We start from the raw sequence: 19,601 nt of genomic DNA, 5'->3' as shown, positions 1-19,601 counted from the left end.
ACCCACTCATGGATATTCGTAAGATTAAAAAACTGATCGAGCTGGTTGAAGAATCAGGCATCTCCGAACTGGAAATTTCTGAAGGCGAAGAGTCTGTACGCATCAGCCGTGCAGCCCCAGCCGCTAGCTTCCCGGTAATGCAGCAAGCTTATGCTGCGCCAGTGCAGCAGCCTGCGCTCTCTGCAGCCGTTGCACCAGCCGCAACTGAAGCCGCACCTGCCGCTGCAGCAGAAATCAGTGGTCACATCGTACGTTCCCCAATGGTTGGTACTTTCTACCGCACCCCGAGCCCGGACGCGAAGGCGTTCATCGAAGTGGGTCAGAAAGTCAACGTAGGCGATACCCTGTGTATCGTTGAAGCCATGAAAATGATGAACCAGATCGAAGCAGACAAATCAGGTACTGTGAAGGCGATTCTGGTCGAAAGTGGTCAGCCGGTAGAATTTGACGAGCCGCTGGTCGTCATCGAGTAACGAGGCGAACATGCTGGATAAAATTGTTATCGCCAACCGCGGCGAGATCGCACTGCGTATTCTTCGTGCCTGTAAAGAACTGGGCATCAAGACTGTCGCTGTGCACTCAAGCGCGGACCGCGATTTAAAACACGTATTGCTGGCGGATGAGACGGTCTGTATTGGCCCGGCTCCGTCCGTAAAAAGCTATCTGAACATCCCGGCAATCATCAGCGCCGCTGAAATCACTGGCGCGGTGGCAATTCACCCGGGTTATGGCTTCCTCTCCGAGAACGCCAACTTTGCTGAGCAGGTTGAACGCTCTGGCTTTATCTTCATCGGCCCGAAAGCTGACACCATCCGCCTGATGGGTGACAAAGTGTCTGCAATCACCGCGATGAAAAAAGCCGGTGTTCCAACCGTTCCAGGTTCTGACGGCCCGCTGACTGACGACATGGATGCAAACCGTGCACATGCTAAACGCATTGGCTACCCGGTGATCATCAAGGCGTCCGGCGGCGGCGGCGGTCGCGGTATGCGCGTAGTGCGCAGCGACGCTGAACTGGCACAGTCCATCTCCATGACCAAAGCGGAAGCGAAAGCAGCTTTCAGCAATGACATGGTGTATATGGAAAAATACCTGGAAAACCCACGCCACATCGAAATTCAGGTGCTGGCTGACGGTCAGGGTAACGCTATCTATCTGGCAGAACGTGACTGCTCCATGCAGCGTCGTCACCAGAAAGTGGTCGAAGAAGCACCAGCACCGGGCATTACCCCGGAACTGCGTCGCTACATCGGCGAGCGTTGTGCCAAAGCGTGTGTCGACATTGGCTATCGCGGGGCGGGTACCTTCGAATTCCTGTTCGAAAACGGTGAGTTCTACTTCATTGAGATGAACACCCGTATTCAGGTAGAACACCCGGTTACCGAAATGATCACCGGCGTTGACCTGATCAAAGAGCAGCTGCGTATCGCTGCCGGCCAGCCTCTGTCCATCAAACAGGAAGAAGTAGTGGTCAAAGGCCATGCGGTCGAGTGCCGTATCAACGCCGAAGACCCAAATACCTTCCTGCCAAGCCCGGGTAAAATCACGCGTTTCCACGCGCCGGGTGGCTTTGGCGTGCGTTGGGAGTCTCATATCTACGCCGGTTACACCGTACCGCCGTACTATGACTCAATGATCGGTAAGCTTATCTGCTACGGCGAAAACCGTGACGTGGCGATTGCCCGCATGAAGAACGCCCTGCAGGAGCTAATCATCGACGGTATCAAAACCAACGTTGATCTGCAGATGCGCATCATGAGCGACGAGCACTTCCAGAATGGTGGGACGAACATCCACTATCTGGAGAAAAAACTCGGTCTCAACGAGAAGTAAGAAAGCATCTATGCTAAAAGGCCGGTTTAACCGGCCTTTTTTATTTCTGGGGATCGTCAAGGCCCATCATGTACAATCCCCGCTTTCTTCATCCACAAGGGACAAAAAATGGACAAACGTTTTGTTCAGGCCCATAAAGAAGCGCGCTGGGCGCTGTGGCTGACCCTTCTCTATCTTGCCGCATGGTTAGTAACCGCTTACTTACCTGATTCTGCAATTGGCATCACCGGCCTGCCTCACTGGTTTGAAATGGCCTGTCTGCTGGTACCGCTGATTTTTATCCTGCTGTGCTGGGCAATGGTGAAATTCATTTATCGCGATATCCCGCTGGAGGACGACGATGCAGCTTGAAGTCATTCTGCCGCTTATCGCGTATTTGTTGGTCGTGTTTGGCGTGTCCGTGTATGCCATGCGCAAAAGGGCAACCGGCACCTTCCTGAACGAATATTTCCTCGGCAGCCGTTCAATGGGCGGCATTGTGTTAGCGATGACGCTCACCGCCACCTATATCAGCGCCAGCTCATTTATTGGCGGTCCCGGGGCAGCCTATAAATATGGGTTAGGCTGGGTGCTGCTGGCGATGATCCAGCTCCCGGCTATCTGGCTTTCGCTGGGTATACTCGGCAAGAAGTTCGCTATTCTGGCGCGTCGCTATAATGCCGTGACGCTGAACGACATGCTGTTTGCCCGCTACCGCAGCCGTTTACTGGTATGGCTGGCAAGTCTAAGCCTGCTGGTCGCCTTTGTGGGTGCGATGACGGTGCAGTTTATTGGCGGTGCACGTCTGCTTGAAACCGCAGCAGGGATCCCTTACGAGACTGGCCTGCTTATCTTTGGGATCAGTATCGCGCTTTATACGGCGTTTGGTGGATTTCGCGCCAGCGTACTGAACGACACCCTGCAGGGCATGGTGATGCTCATCGGAACCATTGTGCTGCTGGTGGGGATTGTCCATGCGGCAGGCGGCCTGAGCCATGCTGTTGAAACCCTTGAAGCGATTGACCCGAAACTGGTCACTCCAGAGGGCGCAGATGACATTCTATCACCCACCTTTATGACCTCCTTCTGGGTGCTGGTCTGCTTCGGCGTCATTGGACTGCCGCATACCGCTGTACGGTGTATCTCCTATAAGGACAGTAAAGCGGTTCATCGCGGCATTATTATCGGGACCATTGTGGTGGCGATACTGATGCTGGGAATGCATCTGGCGGGTGCATTAGGTCGTGCGGTGATCCCAGATCTTACCGTGCCCGACCTGGTGATCCCTACCCTGATGGTTAAAGTCCTGCCACCCTTTGCTGCCGGGATTTTCCTTGCCGCACCGATGGCCGCCATTATGTCGACGATCAACGCTCAGTTGCTGCAAAGTTCCGCTACGATTATCAAAGATCTCTATCTGAATTTGCGTCCCGAGCAGTTGAAAAACGAACGACGCTTAAAGCGGATGTCTGCGGTGATTACGCTGTTATTAGGGGCGCTGCTGCTGCTGGCCGCCTGGCGTCCACCGGAGATGATCATCTGGCTGAACCTGCTTGCGTTTGGCGGCCTTGAAGCTGTTTTCCTGTGGCCGCTGGTGCTTGGCCTGTACTGGGAACGCGCGAATGCTGCGGGCGCGCTAAGCGGCATGATTGTTGGCGGTGTCGTGTACGCCGTGCTCGCCACCTTTAAGATCCAGTACCTGGGCTTCCATCCAATTGTGCCTTCGTTACTGTTAAGTTTACTGGCGTTTGTGGTGGGGAACCGTTTCGGTCAACCCGTCCCACAACCCGCTATGATGTCTACTGATAAATAAAGAGTTTTGCCATGCCGTGGATCCAACTAAAACTGAACACAACCGGCGCTCACGCCGAAGAGCTGAGCGATGCGCTGATGGAGGCCGGCTCGGTCTCTATCACCTTCCAGGACACGCATGACACGCCGGTCTTTGAGCCGCTGCCGGGCGAAACGCGCCTGTGGGGCGATACCGACGTGATTGGCCTGTTTGATGCCGAAACCGACATGAAAGAAGTGGTCGCGATTCTGGAACATCATCCTCTGCTGGGCGCGGGTTTTGCGCACAAAATCGAACAACTGGAAGACAAAGACTGGGAACGCGAGTGGATGGATAACTTCCACCCCATGCAGTTTGGCAAGCGTCTGTGGATCTGCCCAAGCTGGCGCGAGGTTCCCGATGAAAACGCGGTCAACGTGATGCTCGATCCGGGTCTGGCATTCGGTACCGGCACCCACCCGACCACCTCATTGTGCCTGCAGTGGCTGGATGGCCTGGATCTGGAAGGGAAAACCGTGATCGACTTCGGCTGTGGATCCGGGATCCTCGCCATTGCCGCACTGAAGCTGGGCGCCGCAAAAGCCATCGGGATCGATATCGATCCGCAGGCTATTCAGGCCAGTCGTGATAACGCCGAGCGTAACGGCGTTTCCGATCGCCTTGAGCTGTATCTGCCGGACGCGCAGCCAGATGCCATGAAAGCCGATGTGGTGGTCGCTAACATCCTGGCGGGCCCATTACGCGAGCTTGCACCGTTAATCAGCGTGCTGCCCGTTGAGGGCGGTCTGCTGGGGCTGTCCGGGATCCTGGCAAGCCAGGCTGACAGCGTTTGCGAAGCCTACGCCGATCTCTTCACCCTCGATCCGGTGGTGGAAAAAGAAGAGTGGTGCCGCATCACGGGCCGTAAAAAATAAGAACATTTTTCGTACTGAGATGATGTTCTAAAATGCGACGCAGATCGCATAGAAGCGGGAGAATCTGCTGCTAAAAACAGCAGAATATCCCGCTCAACGGATTCATTTTTTGAGAAATGATGAGAAGTTACGGGAAATTGTAAGCGGTCATAAAATCGCCGTTAATACATAACATAATGATTTAAATAAAAAATAATTTTTATCATTGTGACTGGGTGGCGATTCCTTGATCTACAACAGTGGATTGTTCAAAGTTTGGCCTTTCATCTCGTGCAAAAAATGCGTAATATACGCCGCCTTGCAGTCACAGTATGGTCATTTCTTAACTCATGCGCATCGGACACCACCAGCTCAGAAATCGCCTGATCGCAGCCCCAATGGCAGGTATTACCGACCGGCCGTTCAGGACGCTGTGTTATGAGATGGGAGCCGGTTTAACCGTTTCCGAGATGATGTCGTCTAACCCGCAGGTCTGGGAAAGCGATAAATCCCGCCTTCGGATGGTGCACATTGATGAACCAGGTATTCGCACCGTGCAAATCGCCGGAAGTGTGCCTGAAGAGATGGCAGATGCCGCGCGGATTAACGTGGAAAGTGGCGCCCAGATTATTGATATCAACATGGGTTGCCCGGCCAAAAAAGTGAATCGCAAGCTTGCAGGTTCAGCCCTTCTGCAATACCCCGACCAGGTGAAGTCAATCCTGACGGCGGTTGTCAGCGCAGTGGACGTTCCTGTTACGTTGAAGATTCGCACGGGTTGGTCGCCGGAACACCGTAACTGTGTAGAGATTGCCCAACTGGCCGAAGACTGTGGCATTCAGGCCCTGACCATTCATGGACGCACTCGCGCCTGTTTGTTCAACGGTGAAGCTGAATACGACAGCATTCGGGCAGTTAAGCAGAAAGTTTCCATTCCGATTATCGCGAATGGCGACATTACTGACCCGCTTAAAGCCAGAGCTGTGCTCGACTATACGGGAGCTGATGCTCTGATGATAGGACGTGCAGCTCAGGGAAGACCCTGGATCTTTCGGGAAATCCAGCATTATCTGGACACTGGGGAGCTGCTTGCCCCGCTGCCTCTGGCAGAGGTTAAGCGCTTGCTTTGTTCGCATGTTCGGGAACTGCATGACCACTACGGCCAGGCAAAAGGGTACCGAATTGCGCGTAAACACGTCTCCTGGTATCTCCAGGAGCACGCTCCAAATGACCAGTTTCGGCGCACATTCAACGCCATAGAGGATGCCAGCGAACAGCTGGAGGCGTTGGAGGCATACTTCGAAAATCTTGCGTAATGAAATAAAGAGCTGACAGAACTATGTTCGAACAACGCGTAAATTCTGACGTACTGACCGTTTCTACCGTTAACTCTCAGGATCAGGTAACTCAAAAACCCCTGCGTGACTCGGTTAAACAGGCACTGAAGAACTATTTTGCTCAACTGAATGGTCAGGATGTTAATGACCTGTATGAGCTGGTACTGGCTGAAGTTGAACAGCCACTGTTGGACATGGTGATGCAATACACCCGCGGTAACCAAACCCGCGCTGCGCTGATGATGGGTATCAACCGTGGTACTCTGCGTAAGAAACTGAAAAAATACGGCATGAACTAATTTCGGTTAGCGAAATGCTTGTTTAAAAAGGCGCTACCTGGCATGGGGATGCGCCTTTTTTATTGCTCCACATTTGCCACCGTCAACGCTTTGTAAACCTTCGCTTTCCCTACTTTTCAACCGCCGCTTTTCGTGTATATTTCCACCACCTTACTGGCTCTCTTCTTCCGGAATGTCATAATGATTCGTAAATACTGGTGGCTGGTTGTCTTTGCTATCTCAGTTTTTCTCTTTGATGCGCTGCTGATGCAATGGATTGAACTGATGAGCACCGAAACCGATAAGTGTCGCAATATGGATTCCGTGAACCCGCTTAAACTCGTCAATTGTTCAGAGCTGGACTGAGCCGCCAACGTCGTCAAAAACCCCGAAATCACTTAATAAAAACGGGGATTTAAATCCCTTTGAGTCATTACCTTACGATGATAATGTCTCGCCCTTCACCACCGCCCTTGCGTAACCTCACACTCGAGTTGAACCGATCATGCTGGTTAGCCAATACAACCATATCCTTGTCGTCCTCTCCTTTGTTGTCGCTATCCTTGCTGCCTATACCGCGCTGAATATGGCCGCGCGTGTGGCGGGAAGTCAGGGCGTGGCAGCGCGCATCTGGCTGGCCGGTGGCGGTGTTGCAATGGGTATTGGCGTATGGGCGATGCATTTTATCGGCATGCTGGCGATGGATCTCTCCATGAGCATGAGCTACAACGCCACCCTGACGGGGTTATCGATGGTTATCGCCGTGGGTTCATCCTTGTTTGCGCTGTGGCTTGTCAGCTGCGAGCAGCTGCGTTTGCGCCGTCTGCTGCCCGGTGCACTAGTCATGGGAACCGGTATTGTGGCCATGCATTACACCGGCATGGCGGCCCTGGAGGTTACGCCCGGTATTATCTGGGATAAAACATGGGTGGCGATATCAGTCGCTATTGCGCTTGCTGCGTCGCTCGCGGCACTGTGGCTGACGTTCCGCCTGCGTCATGAGGCCGCTCAGGTCGCGCTGATGCGCATGGGTGCCGCAATCACGATGGGAATTGCGATTGCCGGAATGCATTATGCGGGGATGAAAGCCGCACAGTTTCCAGTGTCGACCATGGCTCACCATGAGGGGATTAACGGCAGCTGGCTGGCCGTGCTGGTGAGCGTTGTCGCTCTCGCCATCCTTGGTATCACCCTGCTGGTGTCGATGCTGGATGCGCGCCTGCAGGCACGCACCTCTCTCCTCGCCTCGTCTCTGGCGGAAGCAAACCGGGAGCTGGCCCAGCTGGCGCTACAGGATACGCTGACGCGCCTGCCCAATCGTATCCTGCTGGAAGATCGACTCGATCAGGCCATCAACAAAGCAGATCGTGAAGGCACGCATTTCGCATTGATGTTTATGGATCTCGACGGCTTTAAAACCGTCAATGACGCCTACGGGCATGATGTCGGCGATAAACTGCTGGTTGCCGTTACGCAACGCCTGCTGCTCCCTCTGAAAGGCCAGTTCACCCTTGCACGTATTGGCGGTGATGAATTTGTTCTGCTGGCAGAAGTTGGGGGGCCGGACGATGCAGCCTCCCTTGCCAATGCCCTGGTGCGCGCTATCGATAGTCCATTCAATGTGGATCCGTATGAACTGGTGGTGACCCTCAGTATTGGCATTGCGCTTTATCCTCACGATGGCAAAACCGATCGCGAGCTGATGTTTAACGCCGATGCGGCGATGTACCACACCAAGCATATGGGCCGTAACGGTTATCACTTTTTCCAGCCCTCCATGAACACGCTGGCGCAAACCCATTTGCAGCTGATGAACGATCTGTGGCTGGCCATCGATCGTAATGAGCTACAGTTGCATTATCAGCCCAAATTCCACGCGCCGGCAGGCCCCGTACTCGGGTTTGAGGCACTCCTGCGCTGGCAACACCCGAAGCTGGGATTGCTGACGCCAGACCTGTTCCTGCCGCTGGCAGAAAAAACGGGACAGATCATTCCCATTGGCAACTGGGTTATCAACGAAGCCTGCCGCCAGTTGCGGGAATGGCACCTTAAAGGGCATCAAAACTGGTCAATGGCGGTGAACCTGTCGACACTTCAGTTTGAACAACCTTCTCTGGTGAGTACGGTGCTTGATTGTCTGACACGTCATCAGGTACCGCCAGAAATGCTGATCCTTGAAGTGACGGAAACCACTGCGATGAGTAACCCGGATGAGAGCGTGCGGGTGCTGACAGAGCTGACGAATGCAGGCGTAAAAGCCTCTATTGATGACTTTGGTACCGGCTACTCGAGCCTGCTGTATCTTAAACGCTTACCCGCCTGTGAATTGAAAATCGACAGGGCGTTTGTAAAAGAGCTCAGTGGAGAAAGCGAAGATGCGACCATTGTCTCCGCGATTGTCGCCCTGGCGAAAACGCTGAATCTGAAAGTGGTGGCTGAAGGGGTGGAAACCGAAGCACAGCAAGCCTTTTTGACGGAACTGGGCTGTAATACCCTTCAGGGCTATTTGTTAGGGAAACCTGTCAGCGCGCAGACCATTGAAGCGCTTTGCGAGCAGGGAGAGATCTTGCCCGACACCGAGTCGTAAGCCTCCTCACGTGGCGACACGCGCATCACCGGGAGTGTCGCCAGAATGTTATCGACCAGAGCAGGTGCCTGTTGATAGAGGTTGAAGCTGTCGTTATTCATTAACCAGTTTTTAATTATTCCGCTAAAAAATCCGTGGAACACTATCAGCGTTAAATCCACATTGACCTGCGAAGAAATGATGTTTCGTGAAATACAGCGCTCCAGTGTCGCACGTAGAAAATCATTGTTGAAACCAATACGTTTCCTGATTTCATACTCGGAAACCATATCACTGGTAAATTCACACTTATGATACAAAATCTGTAACAGCGCACACTGGCGAGGCTCATGCGCAATATATTGCAACGCAGTGATAAATTGCTCACGAAGCATTAACAAGGGATCATCTTTTTCGGAAAGAGAAAGTCTGTCACGAATGAGATCGCGAAGCGGCAATTGCTGTTCCCAGATAGCATTAAATATCTCTGTTTTACTGGTGAAATGCCAGTAGACGGCCCCACGCGTCACCTTTGCCGCATCGGCGATATCTGTCAGCGTTGTGTTGGTTACGCCACGTGTCGCAAACTGCCCGATAGCCGCTTCAATCAGCTGTTGACGGGTTTGTTGAGCCTCTGCTTTCTTTTTACGCGCCATGGACGACTACTCGTTACTCACAAGAATTAAGCTGTTTGGGAGGGTTTTGTAATCGGAAGTATTCATGAAAGACAAGGTGAATTCTGCACAAAAAAAGTCAATTCGCTTTATTTATAATTGAGGCAAATACATGCCAATAATGAAATTCACAAAACAGATGAATGCCCTCTATGAAACATCACTCTCCTGATTACTTTTGTTAAAGTATATTGCTGTAAACGCAAAGCCTTCTTCTGATTTTCTTTCCTGCCGCATTTATCCGCACTTATAAATTAAAAAACATTAAATACCCTCATTATTATACGCAGCTACATTTTTTGTTTTTGTCCCCTGCCCTGTCACCGATCCACGGAAATATCGGTTAATGGGTATTTAAAGGAACAGTAATGACGAATCATTTCAGACGCTTGCCCTTAACCGGTTTTATTGTCTGCGCCGCACTGCTTGCCGGATGCGATGGGCAGGAAAATCAGCAACATCAACCGCAGCCGCCTCAGGTGAGTGTACACATTGTCAAAAGTGCCCCCCTCACTGTGACAACAGAGCTGCCGGGCAGAACAGATGCGTTTCGCGTTGCGGAAGTGCGTCCTCAGGTTAGCGGCATTATCCTGCGTCGCAATTTCACCGAAGGCAGCGATGTCAAAGCTGGTCAGTCACTTTATCAGATCGATCCCGCCAGCTATCAGGCGGCGTATGACAGCGCAAAAGGAGAGCTGGCGAAAGCCCAGGCGGCAGCCAATATTGCGCACCTTACGGTGAAACGTTATCTCCCGCTGGTGGGCACACAGTATGTCAGTAAGCAGGAGTACGACCAGGCCGTTGCGACGGCTCAGCAGGCGGATGCCAGCGTCGTTGCTGCAAAAGCAGGAGTTGAAAGCGCACGCATCAACCTTGCCTATACCAAAGTCACCTCTCCCGTCGATGGTCGCATTGGTAAATCCAGCGTGACCGAGGGAGCTCTCGTCACCAACGGCCAGGCAAACGCCCTGGCAACGGTACAGCAACTGGATCCGATGTATGTCGATGTCACCCAGTCCAGCAATGATTTTATGCGTCTGAAGCAGACAAGCCTGCAAAAAGGGGAGACCACCAGCACCGTCGAGCTGTTGATGGAGAATGGTCAGCCCTATCCGCTAAAAGGCACGCTGCAGTTTTCTGATGTGACGGTTGATGAAAGCACTGGCTCCATCACTCTGCGGGCGATTTTCCCGAATCCGCAACACCTGCTGTTACCGGGAATGTTTGTACGCGCCCGCATTAATGAGGGTACGCAGCCGAATGCGATTCTGATCCCACAGCAAGGCGTCACCCGCACGCCGCGTGGGGATGCAACCGTCCTGATTGTTAACGACAAAAACCAGGTTGAGTCACGCACCGTCGTTGCCTCTCAGGCCATTGGCGATCGCTGGCTGGTCACAGAGGGGCTGAAAAACGGTGACCGCGTGATTGTCAGTGGGTTACAAAAAGCCAAACCTGGGGCTACCGTCGTCGCCACACCCGATACCTCTACGACTCCAGCCGGTTAAGGAACGACGTCATGGCTAATTTCTTTATCCAGAGGCCGGTTTTCGCCTGGGTACTCGCCATCATTTTGATGATTGCAGGTGGGCTGGCGATCCTCAAACTGCCTGTAGCGCAGTATCCGACTATCGCCCCGCCCGCGGTTGCCATAACCGCAACCTACCCTGGCGCAGATGCGCAGACGGTGCAGGATACCGTGACGCAGGTTATCGAACAGAATATGAACGGCATCGATAACCTGATGTATATGTCATCCACCAGCGATTCTGCAGGTAATGTCACCATCACCCTGACCTTTGAGTCTGGTACAGATCCGGATATCGCCCAGGTTCAGGTTCAGAATAAACTTCAGCTCGCCATGCCGCTGCTGCCGCAGGAAGTGCAGCAACAAGGGATCGGCGTTGAGAAGTCCAGCAGCAGCTTCCTGCTGGTGGCTGGCTTTGTTTCAGACAATAAAAGCCTCTCGCAGGATGACATTTCCGACTACGTCGCCTCGAATGTGAAAGATGCCATTAGTCGAACCACTGGGGTGGGTGATGTTCAGCTGTTTGGTGCCCAGTATGCAATGCGCATCTGGCTCGACAGTAACGCGATGAATAAATACCAGCTGACGCCGCTGGACATTATTAATCAACTGAAAACCCAGAATGACCAGATAGCGGCAGGCCAGCTAGGCGGAACGCCGTCCGTGCCGGGCCAGCAATTGAACGCCTCGATCATTGCGCAAACCCGCCTGAAATCACCGGAAGAGTTTGGCCGCGTGACGCTGAAGGTGAACCAGGACGGCTCGATGGTGCACCTGAAGGATGTCGCACGCATTGAACTGGGCGGTGAAAACTACAATATGGTGACCAAAATCAACGGGCAGGCCGCAACCGGCCTGGGGATTAAGCTGGCGACCGGTGCAAATGCGCTGGATACGGCGGCGGCCATTAAGAGTAAGCTGGCGCAACTGCAGCAATTCTTCCCACAGGGTCTGAAGGTGGTTTATCCGTACGACACCACGCCGTTTGTGAAGATCTCTATTCACGAAGTGGTGAAAACCCTGTTTGAAGCGATCATCCTCGTCTTCCTGGTGATGTATCTGTTCCTGCAAAATCTGCGCGCGACGCTTATCCCCACTATCGCGGTGCCGGTTGTTTTGCTGGGTACCTTCGCGGTGCTGGCGGCGTTCGGGTTCTCCATCAATACCCTGACGATGTTCGGGATGGTGCTGGCAATAGGCTTGCTGGTTGATGATGCCATCGTGGTCGTTGAGAACGTCGAACGCGTGATGGTAGAAGACAAACTGCCGCCGAAAGAGGCGACGCAGAAGTCGATGGAACAGATTCAGGGCGCACTGGTGGGTATAGCCATGGTGCTGTCGGCGGTCTTTATCCCGATGGCATTTTTCGGTGGCTCGACCGGGGCCATCTATCGCCAGTTTTCACTGACCATCGTTTCGGCAATGGCGCTCTCCGTGTTGGTCGCCCTGATCCTGACCCCCGCGCTGTGCGCAACCCTGCTTAAACCGGTATCCGGCGATCACCACGAAAAGAAAGGCGGTTTCTTTGGCTGGTTTAATGCGCTTTTTGACCGCAGCGTGGAGCACTACAGCAACAGCGTGAGCGGCATTTTACGCAAGACCGGACGCTACCTGGTGGTGTACATCATCATTGTGGGTGGTATGGCGGTGCTATTCCTGCGCTTGCCCACCTCCTTCCTGCCCGAAGAGGACCAGGGGGTATTTATGACGATGGTGCAACTTCCGGCCGGTGCGACCCAGACGCGTACACAGCAGGTCCTCGATCAGGTCCAGAACTATTATCTGAAAAACGAGAAGGCCAATGTTGAATCTGTCTTTACCGTTAATGGCTTTAGTTTTAGCGGCCAGGGCCAGAACGCCGGTATTGCCTTTATCAGCCTGAAGCCCTGGGAAGCACGACCGGGAGCGGAAAATAGCGTTGAGGCGATTGTTGGCCGCGCGACAAAAGCCTTCAGTCAGATTAAAGATGGGCTCGTATTTCCGTTTAACCTGCCTGCGATTATCGAACTGGGAACCGCAACGGGCTTCGACTTCGAACTGATTGATCAGGCAAACCTGGGGCATACCTCGCTGACGCAGGCGCGGAATGAGCTTCTCGGAATGGTGAAAGCGCACCCTGACATGCTGGTGCGCGTGCGGCCAAATGGTCTGGAAGATACCCCGCAGTTTAAACTGGATGTCGACCAGGAGAAGGCTCAGGCGCTGGGCATCAGTCTTTCTGATGTCAACCAGACCATCTCAACGGCCCTGGGTGGAACTTATGTAAATGACTTTATCGATCATGGACGCGTGAAAAAGGTCTATGTCCAGGCTGATGCGCACTTCCGTATGCTGCCTGGTGACATCAGCAACCTGTATGTACGCAGCGCAAATGGTGAGATGGTACCTTTCTCCGCCTTTAGCACCTCGCACTGGGTGTACGGTTCACCTCGCCTGGAGCGCTATAACGGAATGCCATCCATGGAGATCATCGGTGAGTCCGCACCCGGTAAAAGTACCGGTGAGGCCATGGCGCTGATGGAAAGTCTTGCTGCAAAACTGCCTTCCGGCATCGGGTATGACTGGACAGGAATGTCTTATCAGGAGCGACTTTCCGGAAATCAGGCGCCTGCGTTGTACGCTATTTCACTGATAGTGGTGTTCCTGTGTCTGGCTGCTCTTTACGAAAGCTGGTCCATTCCCTTCTCAGTGATGCTGGTGGTTCCGCTGGGAGTCATAGGGGCGCTGGTTGCAGCAGCGTTACGTGGCTTGAACAATGACGTCTATTTCCAGGTGGGTTTGCTGACAACGATTGGTTTGTCGGCTAAAAACGCCATTCTGATCGTTGAGTTTGCCAAAGATCTGATGGAAAAAGAGGGTAAAGGCATCATTGAAGCCACGCTGGAAGCATCGAGAATGCGCCTTCGACCGATCCTGATGACCTCGCTCGCCTTTATTCTTGGCGTCATGCCGCTGGTGATCAGCCATGGCGCCGGGAGCGGTGCGCAAAACGCGGTCGGGACAGGGGTCATGGGGGGCATGCTTTCCGCAACGCTTCTGGCTATCTTCTTCGTGCCCGTTTTCTTTGTGGTCGTCCGGCGACGCTTTACGCGCCATAAAGAGTAATGAATACCTGAAAGGCACCTCTGGTGCCTTTTTTATTTTAAGATAAACAGTGTATTAAGATCGCAGTGTTAAAAAGAGTCAGTTTGCATTAAGTAAGAACGCCACGTTGTTACTCCATAATTTCTCCATTAATTCGTTCTGACGAAACGCTTTTCTCCACGATGTTTACAAACAACATAATTTGAGATTATTCCTCGTGTAACGTGGGCTTATCCCGGTGGTAAAATAACCTCCAGTTCGTTAATAGCCCTCCTGGCTTTGTAGCGGACGCGAAATAATACTGAGGTAACATCATGAAAAGATTCATTTCCGTTGCACTACTCGCTGCGCTGCTGGCTGGATGCGCGCACGACTCCCCATGTGTACCGGTATACGACGATCAGGGCCGACTGGTTCATACCAATACCTGTATGAAAGGTACCACTCAGGATAACTGGGAAACAGCAGGTGCTATCGCTGGTGGTGCTGCCGCGGTGGCGGGGTTGACGCTGGGTATTGTTGCCCTGACCCGATAACATCTGTTCAGAAAGCGCGGCTCTGGCCGCGCTTTTGCTTTGAATGAGTGCAGTAATATCAAATCAGTAAAAAAAAGACCCGTATTTATTCACACCATTAATTTTAGCCAGAAGCCTGTCACCTCTTTTTCACTTCCCCTTTTAATTTTGTATTCAGTTTTAATGATTTTCACCCATTCATCTTATTGAATACCCGGCCAATATTCACTCCGGAAACTATCTCTTCTTTTTCTCTGACCCTCCTTAAAAGTTTTGCTCCGATTTGTGGCACAGGTTGTAATTTCGCACCGTTTCGGGGCGCTCCTTTTATTTAAGCCTGTCTACACTCAGCATTAAGCGTTCACTTATCGCTTATTTCATCGAGCGCGAAACCTGGCATTACGTTTGCTATATAAACGTCGGCCAACGCCACAGATGGGTAAAAGTGTTTAAAACACCTAAATAACGATAAATTTAGCCACACAGGATGCATTATGAAAAAGACGATGATAGCCAGCCTGGCCGCTGCGGGTATGTTGTTTGCTGTTGCGGGTCAGGCCCATGCGGGCACAACGCTGGATGCCGTGAAAAAGAAAGGTTTTGTTCAGTGCGGTATCAGCGACGGTTTGCCTGGCTTCTCTTATGCCGATGCTAACGGCAAATTTACCGGTATCGATGTTGACGTCTGCCGGGGCGTCGCCGCTGCCGTTTTCGGTGATGACAGCAAAGTAAAATATACCCCGCTGACGGCCAAAGAACGTTTCACCGCGCTGCAGTCCGGCGAAGTGGACATGCTCTCCCGTAATACCACCTGGACCTCCTCCCGTGATGCAGGCATGGGGATGTCATTCACCGGTGTCACCTATTATGACGGCATCGGTTTCCTGACCCACAATAAAGCGGGTCTGAAAAGCGCCAAAGAGCTGGACGGTGCAACCGTATGTATTCAGGCCGGTACCGATACCGAGCTTAACGTCGCCGATTATTTCAAAGCGAATAATATGAAGTACACCCCGGTGACATTCGATCGCTCTGATGAATCAGCCAAAGCGCTGGAATCTGGCCGTTGCGATACGCTGGCGTCTGACCAGTCACAGCTCTACGCGCTGCGTATTAAGCTGAGTAACCCGGCAGAGTGGATCGTCCTGCCTGAAGTCATCTCTAAAGAGCCCCTTGGTCCCGTCGTTCGCCGTGGCGACGAAGACTGGTTCTCTATCGTTCGCTGGACCCTGTTCGCCATGTTAAATGCAGAAGAGATGGGTATCAGCTCGAAAAACGTCGATGAGAAAGCTGCCAAACCGTCTACCCCGGATATGGCACACCTGCTGGGCACAGAAGGCGATTTTGGCAAGGATCTGAAGCTGGATAACAAGTGGGCGTACCACATCATTAAACAGGTGGGCAACTACGCTGAGATCTTTGAGCGCAACGTGGGATCGGAAAGCCCGCTGAAGATCAAACGCGGCCAGAACAATCTCTGGAATAACGGCGGTATTCAGTACGCACCGCCAGTACGTTAAGTCTTTGCTGTAACGGGCACTGTGAACGCAGTGCCCACTCCAGAGTCATGGTTACCGAGGTTTCTTTATGTTCCATCGCCGCTCCCCCGTAAAAGGATCGTTATCCTTTTCTCATCCCGCGGTCCGCGCCTGGCTATTCCAGATTATTGCCATTCTTGCGGTTGTTCTTATCGCCATTTATTTAATTCATAACACGGTTACCAACCTGAATAATCGTGGTATTACCTCCGGATTTGCTTTTCTGGATCGCAGTGCGGGTTTTGGCATTGTTCAGCATCTTATTGACTATCAGGAAGGCGATACCTACGGCCGCGTGTTCCTCGTCGGTTTACTCAATACACTGCTGGTCTCCGCGCTGTGTATTGTTTTCGCCTCCATACTGGGCTTTTTTATTGGCCTCGCTCGCCTGTCAGATAACTGGCTGCTGCGAAAGCTGTCCACCATTTACATTGAGACGTTCCGTAATATCCCGCCGCTGCTGCAGATTTTTTTCTGGTATTTCGCCGTGCTGCGTAACCTTCCGGGGCCACGTCAGGCTGTCGATGCCTTCGATCTGTTTTTTCTGAGCAACCGTGGGCTTTATATTCCTTCTCCTGAACTCGCAGAAGGGATATATGCTTTTATCGCCGCGATTATCATCGCACTCGCCCTCTCTGCCGGGCTATTTCGCTATAACCGCAAACATCAGATCAAAACCGGGCAGCTTCGCAAGACATGGCCAATTGCGGCGCTTTTGATTATCGGTCTGCCGCTACTGACACACTGGCTTTTTGGTGCCGCGTTACACTGGGATGTCCCACATTTGCGGGGCTTTAACTTCCAGGGCGGGATGGTGTTAATTCCTGAACTGGCGGCCCTGACCCTGGCCCTTTCCATTTATACGTCTGCGTTTATCGCCGAAATCATTCGGGCGGGGATCCAGGCAGTCCCGCATGGACAGCACGAGGCAGCACGCTCTCTGGGGTTACCTCATACGGTAACGCTTCGACAGGTCATTATTCCACAGGCGTTACGGGTCATCATTCCGCCCCTGACCAGCCAGTACCTCAATATTGTCAAAAACTCGTCGCTGGCCGCCGCAATTGGCTACCCGGATATGGTGTCACTGTTCGCCGGCACCGTGCTTAACCAGACAGGACAGGCCATTGAAACCATTGCCATCACCATGTCCGTCTATCTGATTATCAGCCTGGCGATCTCGTTGCTGATGAACCTGTATAACCGCCGTATCGCACTGGTCGAGCGCTAAGGAACTATGATGACAAAAGCGATACTGTCGCACTCTTCGCGTCCTGCCAACCCGACAGGTGGACGTTTTATTCTCTGGGCGCGTAAGAATCTGTTCTCCAGCTGGGGTAACAGTCTGCTGACAATAATTTGTCTGTGGCTGATGTGGGAGTTGATCCCGCCACTCATTAACTGGGCTTTCTTGCAGGCTAACTGGGTCGGTTCAACCCGGGCAGATTGTACAAAAGCTGGCGCTTGCTGGGTGTTTATCCACGAGCGTTTTGGTCAGTTCATGTATGGATTGTATCCGCACGAACAACGCTGGCGAATCAATCTGGCGCTGGTTATTGGGCTGCTCTCCATCGCCGTGATGTTCTGGAAAAGGCTGCCGCAACGCGGACGGTACATCGCCTGCTGGGCGGTGGTGTATCCGATTGCTGTGTGGGTGCTGTTGTACGGTGGTTTCCTGGGGCTGGAACGTGTGGAAACCCGACAATGGGGCGGCTTAACGCTGACGCTGATTATTGCTTCTGTTGGGATCGCAGGCGCACTGCCGTGGGGCATTTTACTGGCGCTAGGCCGTCGCTCAAAAATGCCCGTTGTCCGTGTGCTCTCGGTTATTTTCATTGAGTTCTGGCGCGGTGTACCGCTTATTACCGTCCTTTTTATGTCTTCGGTCATGCTGCCATTGTTTATGGCAGAAGGCACGACGATAGACAAACTGATCCGTGCCCTGGTGGGAGTCATTCTGTTCCAGTCAGCCTACGTTGCGGAAGTGGTGCGTGGCGGTCTGCAGGCATTGCCTAAAGGGCAGTATGAGGCTGCGGAATCACTGGCGCTCGGTTACTGGAAAACACAGGGGCTGGTGATACTTCCGCAGGCACTCAAGCTGGTTATCCCCGGGCTGGTGAACACGATCATCGCCCTCTTCAAAGATACCAGCCTCGTGATCATTATCGGATTGTTCGATCTCTTTAGCAGCGTGCAACAGGCAACGGTTGACCCTGTCTGGCTTGGCATGTCCACCGAAGGATATGTCTTTGCTGCTCTGATCTACTGGATCTTTTGTTTTAGCATGTCGCGCTATAGCCAGCATCTGGAAAAGCGCTTTAACACCGGGCGTACACCGCACTGAGGAAATTATGAGCCAAATAACTATGACACCCGCCGACGCGATGATTACGCTGGAAAACGTGAATAAATGGTACGGGCAATTTCACGTCCTGAAAGATATCAATCTTAAGGTCAAGCAGGGCGAACGCATTGTCCTTTGCGGCCCTTCCGGGTCCGGGAAATCGACAACCATTCGCTGCATCAATCACCTTGAGGAGCATCAGCAGGGGCGTATTGTTGTTGATGGTATCGAACTGAATGAAGACATTCGCAACATCGAACGCGTGCGTCAGGAAGTCGGGATGGTGTTTCAGCACTTTAACCTGTTCCCCCATCTGACGGTGCTACAGAACTGTACGCTTGCGCCGATTTGGGTGCGCAAAATGCCAAAAAAGGAAGCTGAAGCGTTAGCGATGCACTATCTGGAACGTGTACGTATTGCTGAGCACGCCAATAAATTTCCAGGCCAGATATCGGGTGGCCAGCAGCAGCGTGTGGCTATCGCCCGTTCACTGTGCATGAAGCCCAAAATTATGCTGTTTGATGAACCAACTTCAGCGCTGGATCCTGAAATGGTGAAAGAAGTCCTGGATACCATGATTGGGCTGGCACAATCCGGAATGACTATGCTGTGCGTGACTCATGAAATGGGGTTCGCCAGGACCGTGGCTGATCGGGTGATCTTTATGGATCGCGGAGAGATTGTTGAACAGGCGCCACCGGATGAGTTCTTTGCGCATCCGAAGTCAGAACGCACGCAAGCATTCCTGTCACAGGTGATTCACTAGTCGTTTGTTATGCCGGGTAGCGGCTTCGTCTTACCCGGCCTACGCTGTGCGCCGTGTAGAAATGCAAAAAGGCCATCCTTTCGGATGGCCTTTTCACTTGTTTGATGTCTGGCAGTTCCCTACTCTCACATGGGGAGACCCCACACTACCATCGGCGCTACGGCGTTTCACTTCTGAGTTCGGCATGGGGTCAGGTGGGACCACCGCGCTAAAGCCGCCAGACAAATTCTTTTACTTCTTGCCGAACTTTAACCTAAGTATAAAGTGGTGCTGATACCCAGAGTCGAACTGGGGACCTCACCCTTACCAAGGGTGCGCTCTACCAACTGAGCCATATCAGCACACTAAATTTGATGCCTGGCAGTTCCCTACTCTCACATGGGGAGACCCCACACTACCATCGGCGCTACGGCGTTTCACTTCTGAGTTCGGCATGGGGTCAGGTGGGACCACCGCGCTAAAGCCGCCAGGCAA

General features: G+C 52.7%; 17 protein-coding genes, 1 tRNA gene and 2 rRNA genes. 16 read left to right on the top strand and 4 right to left on the bottom strand.

Translation table 11 applies throughout. The features are described from left to right. Positions 1 to 8: 8 nt before the first annotated feature. From accB to PUZ33_RS22165, 9 genes are all read left to right on the top strand, one after another. Positions 9 to 473, top strand: a complete 465-nt coding sequence (gene accB / locus PUZ33_RS22205; RefSeq protein ID WP_013098992.1) for an acetyl-CoA carboxylase biotin carboxyl carrier protein — start codon at positions 9 to 11, stop codon at positions 471 to 473. Positions 474 to 483: 10 nt separating this feature from the next. After that, on the top strand, positions 484 to 1,833 hold the full coding sequence (accC, locus tag PUZ33_RS22200) for an acetyl-CoA carboxylase biotin carboxylase subunit (protein WP_003860388.1): 1,350 nt from the start codon (positions 484 to 486) through the stop codon (positions 1,831 to 1,833). Positions 1,834 to 1,941: 108 nt separating this feature from the next. Next, a complete protein-coding gene (locus PUZ33_RS22195) occupies positions 1,942 to 2,184 on the top strand; it encodes a YhdT family protein (RefSeq protein ID WP_013098993.1) in 243 nt (80 codons plus the stop codon). Continuing rightward, complete coding sequence (gene panF, locus PUZ33_RS22190; protein ID WP_020687390.1) at positions 2,174 to 3,625, top strand: sodium/pantothenate symporter; 1,452 nt, start codon at positions 2,174 to 2,176, stop codon at positions 3,623 to 3,625. The genes PUZ33_RS22195 and panF overlap by 11 nt, the downstream gene beginning before the upstream one ends. 11 nt (positions 3,626 to 3,636) lie before the next feature. After that, on the top strand, positions 3,637 to 4,518 hold the full coding sequence (gene prmA, locus PUZ33_RS22185; protein WP_058680241.1) for a 50S ribosomal protein L11 methyltransferase: 882 nt from the start codon (positions 3,637 to 3,639) through the stop codon (positions 4,516 to 4,518). 329 nt (positions 4,519 to 4,847) lie between these two features. Next, positions 4,848 to 5,813 carry a tRNA dihydrouridine synthase DusB gene (dusB, locus tag PUZ33_RS22180; protein WP_013098996.1) on the top strand — a complete coding sequence of 322 codons (966 nt, stop codon included), beginning with the start codon at positions 4,848 to 4,850 and terminating at the stop codon, positions 5,811 to 5,813. Positions 5,814 to 5,836: 23 nt separating this feature from the next. Continuing rightward, positions 5,837 to 6,133, top strand: a complete 297-nt coding sequence (fis, locus tag PUZ33_RS22175; RefSeq protein WP_000462905.1) for a DNA-binding transcriptional regulator Fis — start codon at positions 5,837 to 5,839, stop codon at positions 6,131 to 6,133. 180 nt (positions 6,134 to 6,313) lie between these two features. Further along, positions 6,314 to 6,478 carry a DUF2556 family protein gene (locus tag PUZ33_RS22170; RefSeq protein ID WP_029883261.1) on the top strand — a complete coding sequence of 55 codons (165 nt, stop codon included), beginning with the start codon at positions 6,314 to 6,316 and terminating at the stop codon, positions 6,476 to 6,478. Positions 6,479 to 6,617: 139 nt separating this feature from the next. Beyond that, the gene (locus PUZ33_RS22165) at positions 6,618 to 8,699 is read left to right on the top strand and encodes a putative bifunctional diguanylate cyclase/phosphodiesterase (protein ID WP_058680240.1); all 2,082 of its coding nucleotides are present in this window, start codon (positions 6,618 to 6,620) and stop codon (positions 8,697 to 8,699) included. Here PUZ33_RS22165 and envR read toward each other — a convergent pair. Continuing rightward, entirely contained in the window at positions 8,615 to 9,334 is a 720-nt protein-coding gene (gene envR, locus PUZ33_RS22160; protein ID WP_058680239.1) for an acrEF/envCD operon transcriptional regulator, read from the bottom strand. The two genes, PUZ33_RS22165 and envR, sit on opposite strands and share 85 nt — an antisense overlap. Before the next feature lie 386 nt (positions 9,335 to 9,720). On the opposite strand from envR, the gene PUZ33_RS22155 reads away from it, so the two are divergent. From PUZ33_RS22155 to PUZ33_RS22125, 7 genes are all read left to right on the top strand, one after another. After that, positions 9,721 to 10,860, top strand: coding sequence for an efflux RND transporter periplasmic adaptor subunit (locus PUZ33_RS22155; RefSeq protein ID WP_013098999.1), 1,140 nt, complete (start codon positions 9,721 to 9,723; stop codon positions 10,858 to 10,860). Between the two features lie 11 nt (positions 10,861 to 10,871). After that, positions 10,872 to 13,985 (top strand): efflux RND transporter permease subunit, encoded by a 3,114-nt coding sequence (locus tag PUZ33_RS22150; protein WP_058680238.1) that lies wholly within the window; start codon positions 10,872 to 10,874, stop codon positions 13,983 to 13,985. A gap of 293 nt (positions 13,986 to 14,278) precedes the next feature. Further along, positions 14,279 to 14,500 carry a lipoprotein gene (locus PUZ33_RS22145; RefSeq protein ID WP_013099001.1) on the top strand — a complete coding sequence of 74 codons (222 nt, stop codon included), beginning with the start codon at positions 14,279 to 14,281 and terminating at the stop codon, positions 14,498 to 14,500. 473 nt (positions 14,501 to 14,973) lie between these two features. Next, complete coding sequence (locus PUZ33_RS22140; RefSeq protein WP_013099002.1) at positions 14,974 to 15,999, top strand: amino acid ABC transporter substrate-binding protein; 1,026 nt, start codon at positions 14,974 to 14,976, stop codon at positions 15,997 to 15,999. Positions 16,000 to 16,066: 67 nt separating this feature from the next. Beyond that, a complete protein-coding gene (locus PUZ33_RS22135; RefSeq protein WP_013099003.1) occupies positions 16,067 to 17,248 on the top strand; it encodes an amino acid ABC transporter permease in 1,182 nt (393 codons plus the stop codon). A 9-nt stretch (positions 17,249 to 17,257) separates the two neighbouring features. Continuing rightward, the gene (locus PUZ33_RS22130) at positions 17,258 to 18,361 is read left to right on the top strand and encodes an amino acid ABC transporter permease (RefSeq protein ID WP_058680237.1); all 1,104 of its coding nucleotides are present in this window, start codon (positions 17,258 to 17,260) and stop codon (positions 18,359 to 18,361) included. A 7-nt stretch (positions 18,362 to 18,368) separates the two neighbouring features. Then, positions 18,369 to 19,127, top strand: a complete 759-nt coding sequence (locus PUZ33_RS22125; RefSeq protein WP_013099005.1) for an amino acid ABC transporter ATP-binding protein — start codon at positions 18,369 to 18,371, stop codon at positions 19,125 to 19,127. Positions 19,128 to 19,233: 106 nt separating this feature from the next. Here PUZ33_RS22125 and rrf (PUZ33_RS22120) read toward each other — a convergent pair. From rrf (PUZ33_RS22120) to rrf (PUZ33_RS22110), 3 genes are all read right to left on the bottom strand, one after another. Continuing rightward, a 5S ribosomal RNA gene (gene rrf / locus PUZ33_RS22120) occupies positions 19,234 to 19,349 on the bottom strand. A 43-nt stretch (positions 19,350 to 19,392) separates the two neighbouring features. After that, positions 19,393 to 19,468 (bottom strand) — tRNA-Thr (locus PUZ33_RS22115). 14 nt (positions 19,469 to 19,482) lie between these two features. Continuing rightward, positions 19,483 to 19,598: ribosomal RNA gene (rrf, locus tag PUZ33_RS22110) — 5S ribosomal RNA — on the bottom strand. Between the last annotated feature and the right edge of the window lie 3 nt (positions 19,599 to 19,601).

The sequence above is a fragment of the Enterobacter cloacae complex sp. 2022EL-00981 genome (assembly GCF_028737495.1).
GTDB classification, from domain to species: Bacteria; Pseudomonadota; Gammaproteobacteria; order Enterobacterales; family Enterobacteriaceae; genus Enterobacter; species Enterobacter cloacae.
This window is presented reverse-complemented; position numbering and strand designations above follow the sequence as displayed.

What these genes read in the sequence shown, in the direction of transcription:
- accB (WP_013098992.1), top strand. Translation starts at nt 9, where the DNA reads ATGGATATTCGTAAGATTAAAAAACTGATCGAGCTGGTTGAAGAATCA.
- PUZ33_RS22150 (WP_058680238.1), top strand. Translation starts at nt 10,872, where the DNA reads ATGGCTAATTTCTTTATCCAGAGGCCGGTTTTCGCCTGGGTACTCGCC.
- PUZ33_RS22145 (WP_013099001.1), top strand. Translation starts at nt 14,279, where the DNA reads ATGAAAAGATTCATTTCCGTTGCACTACTCGCTGCGCTGCTGGCTGGA.
- fis (WP_000462905.1), top strand. Translation starts at nt 5,837, where the DNA reads ATGTTCGAACAACGCGTAAATTCTGACGTACTGACCGTTTCTACCGTT.
- PUZ33_RS22195 (WP_013098993.1), top strand. Translation starts at nt 1,942, where the DNA reads ATGGACAAACGTTTTGTTCAGGCCCATAAAGAAGCGCGCTGGGCGCTG.
- prmA (WP_058680241.1), top strand. Translation starts at nt 3,637, where the DNA reads ATGCCGTGGATCCAACTAAAACTGAACACAACCGGCGCTCACGCCGAA.
- accC (WP_003860388.1), top strand. Translation starts at nt 484, where the DNA reads ATGCTGGATAAAATTGTTATCGCCAACCGCGGCGAGATCGCACTGCGT.
- PUZ33_RS22170 (WP_029883261.1), top strand. Translation starts at nt 6,314, where the DNA reads ATGATTCGTAAATACTGGTGGCTGGTTGTCTTTGCTATCTCAGTTTTT.
- dusB (WP_013098996.1), top strand. Translation starts at nt 4,848, where the DNA reads ATGCGCATCGGACACCACCAGCTCAGAAATCGCCTGATCGCAGCCCCA.
- envR (WP_058680239.1), bottom strand. Translation starts at nt 9,334, where the DNA reads ATGGCGCGTAAAAAGAAAGCAGAGGCTCAACAAACCCGTCAACAGCTG.
- PUZ33_RS22140 (WP_013099002.1), top strand. Translation starts at nt 14,974, where the DNA reads ATGAAAAAGACGATGATAGCCAGCCTGGCCGCTGCGGGTATGTTGTTT.
- PUZ33_RS22125 (WP_013099005.1), top strand. Translation starts at nt 18,369, where the DNA reads ATGAGCCAAATAACTATGACACCCGCCGACGCGATGATTACGCTGGAA.
- panF (WP_020687390.1), top strand. Translation starts at nt 2,174, where the DNA reads ATGCAGCTTGAAGTCATTCTGCCGCTTATCGCGTATTTGTTGGTCGTG.
- PUZ33_RS22165 (WP_058680240.1), top strand. Translation starts at nt 6,618, where the DNA reads ATGCTGGTTAGCCAATACAACCATATCCTTGTCGTCCTCTCCTTTGTT.
- PUZ33_RS22155 (WP_013098999.1), top strand. Translation starts at nt 9,721, where the DNA reads ATGACGAATCATTTCAGACGCTTGCCCTTAACCGGTTTTATTGTCTGC.
- PUZ33_RS22130 (WP_058680237.1), top strand. Translation starts at nt 17,258, where the DNA reads ATGACAAAAGCGATACTGTCGCACTCTTCGCGTCCTGCCAACCCGACA.
- PUZ33_RS22135 (WP_013099003.1), top strand. Translation starts at nt 16,067, where the DNA reads ATGTTCCATCGCCGCTCCCCCGTAAAAGGATCGTTATCCTTTTCTCAT.